Origin of the sequence: Moorena sp. SIO4E2, from assembly GCF_010671945.1 — a bacterium.
GTDB lineage: Bacteria > Cyanobacteriota > Cyanobacteriia > Cyanobacteriales > Coleofasciculaceae > Moorena > Moorena producens.
In genome coordinates this window covers 1-2,579 of sequence record NZ_JAAHIE010000830.1, presented here as the reverse complement: position 1 = coordinate 2,579, position 2,579 = coordinate 1, and the positions used below count along the sequence as shown (strand labels likewise).

Genomic DNA, 2,579 nt, shown 5'->3' with positions numbered 1-2,579 from the left:
GTGGGCGACCGATGAAGGCGCTCAAAGGAGAGGAAAGGCTAGAACCCTTTCCCAAAAAGACCAGGGTACAGGTCAAGTTCCCACCCAAAGGGGTATAACGAGATGGAATTTATGGCAATAAATGCTAAGAATATCCCGAATCGTTCTATCTCACAGCTAGAGGGTAATGCGTAACCAGATGGTGAATACCGTACAACCTATGGGCGTTAGGGAAAGAGTGACAAGGTTGACGATAAGAAATCGTTGTAAGCGTCGTAACTATTGATGTTTCTGATAAAGCGGTAATGGAAACAGAAGCTCCTGGGTTAATCTGGTACATGACAGATAACCAATAAGTACCCCACGGACTCGGCGTAGAGACGGCAACCTTCAACTCGCAACTTCTTTGTGCGTAACCGGGTAAGCCGAGATTGAGTCCTAAATCTAGGTCGATTGATTTAGGTAGCCAAATCGTAAGAAGAGGTATAACTCTCAGTCCGGTAGAAGTCTGAACCAAGCCAAAGCCAACAGACGAAAGTCAACGGGAAAACCCCAAGGGTATAACCGGTTGGATAGAGGGAAATCCCTCACTTGAAAAAGTGCTGAATTTCAGAGCTAATTCCAAGCGAAGGAACAAAAACGTTATTACTCCTATATTGTAATGGAAAAGATGGAATCGTCTCCTAAAAGGGACGGTATCGTAACAAAACAAACAACCGACTGGCACTCCATAAAATGGACAAAAGCCTATAAGGAAGTCAGGAAACTAAGACGTAGAATATTCCGAGCGACTCGCGCAGGCGACTGGAAAAAGGTAAACAAACTACAGAGATTAATGCTCCGTAGTTACTCCAATGTACTCATATCCGTAAGACAAGCTTCACAACTCAACAAAGGTAAAAACACCCCTGGAGTGGATAATATAGCTAAATTAACCCCACACTCTAGAGGAGAGTTGGTCGATACTCTTATGAGTGACGAAGTTTGGAAGCCCAAACCTACCAGAAGAGTATATATTCCTAAATGCAATTCAAAAAGAAGACCCCTAGGAATACCTAGCATGAGAGACAGATGTACACAAAACATCGTCAAAAATGCACTAGAGCCTCAATGGGAAGCAATGTTTGAATCCACCTCATATGGATTTAGACCAGGACGAAGTACCCATGACGCAAGACAAAGGATATTCGACAATATCAAGGGTGAAAAGAATAGAAAATGGTGGGTACTAGATGCAGACATCTCTGGATGTTTCGACAATATTGCCCACAAACCACTGATGGAAAACCTCAAACAATTTCCAGCCAAGAAAAAAGTGGAAGAATGGTTAAAAGCAGGATACATAGATAACAAAACATTCTATGAAACTGAATCCGGAACACCACAAGGAGGGATAATAAGCCCTCTATTGGCCAATATCGCATTACACGGTATGGAAGAGGAATTAGGAATAGTGTACAAATGGAGGAAGGATATCAGGAAAGAAGCGGGAGGATATTGGAATAATACGACCAAAAGGACATTCATCCGCTTTGCCGATGACTTTGTGGTCTTAACCGAAAGCAAAGAAGATGCGGAAGAAGCTAAGGCAATCATCAAAAAATGGTTGACCAAAAAAGGATTAACCCTCTCGGAAGAAAAGACCAAGATACGAAACCTGAAAGAAGGATTCGACTTCCTCGGATGGAATTTCAGAAAATATCCAACCTCTGCTCGAAAATCTGGGATGGTAACACTAATCAAACCTTCCAAGAAGAACATACAAAAATTCCGCAATGAAATAAAAGAAACCTTTCAAAAACTGAAAGGGGAATCTGCCAAAACCGTGGTAGGAAAACTAAACTCAAAAATCAGAGGATGGGGAAACTACCACAGTGGTGTAGCAGCAAAAGAAACATTCGGAAAAATGGATGGCTACATACATTGGAAATGTTTGAGATGGGCAAAACGGAAACATCATAAGAAATCAGGAAAATGGATAAGCCAAAAATACTTTGGCAAGCTATGTCCTGGAAGAAATGATAATTGGGTATTCGGTGAAAAATCCCTAGATAATGCATATATGCAGAAATTATCCTGGATTCCTATTCAAAGACACACTCTAGTGCAACATAAAAACAGCCCAGATGACCCAAAGATGAAACAATACTGGGAAAAAAGAAAAGTGAAACAGAGTGAGAAGACAATCAAGAGTAGGTTATCTTCAGGTAGGGACAAAATAGCAAAAAGACAGGAATACACCTGCCCTTTTTGTAACCAACCCTTAGGAATGGAAAATATACATCTCCATCATATAACACCGAAGCACCTTGGAGGACAAGACAAACTAGGTAATCTAGTCTATGTCCACGAAGAATGCCATAAATCCATACACGCCTTGGGTGCTACTAATCCTGACATACAGAAAAAACTGAAAGACAGGATTAAAAACCCCTCCCAAACTAGTACAAAAACCAAAAGGAACAAAACTAAGAAGAAGGAGAAATAAGTAGCAATGAAAAGTGAGTTAATTGGAATTGGTCGCGCCGTGTACTTGGAGACTTGTTCGCACGGTGCCAAGGGGACGAAGCGAGAGTAATCTTGCCGATTTACCCAATCAT

1 protein-coding gene is annotated in these 2,579 nt (G+C 41.3%); it reads left to right on the top strand.

The window, feature by feature from the left end:
- Nucleotides 1–640 precede the first annotated feature (640 nt).
- Nucleotides 641–2,467 (top strand): group II intron reverse transcriptase/maturase, encoded by a 1,827-nt coding sequence (gene ltrA / locus F6K37_RS37790; protein WP_287256167.1) that lies wholly within the window; start codon nucleotides 641–643, stop codon nucleotides 2,465–2,467.
- Nucleotides 2,468–2,579: the final 112 nt, after the last annotated feature.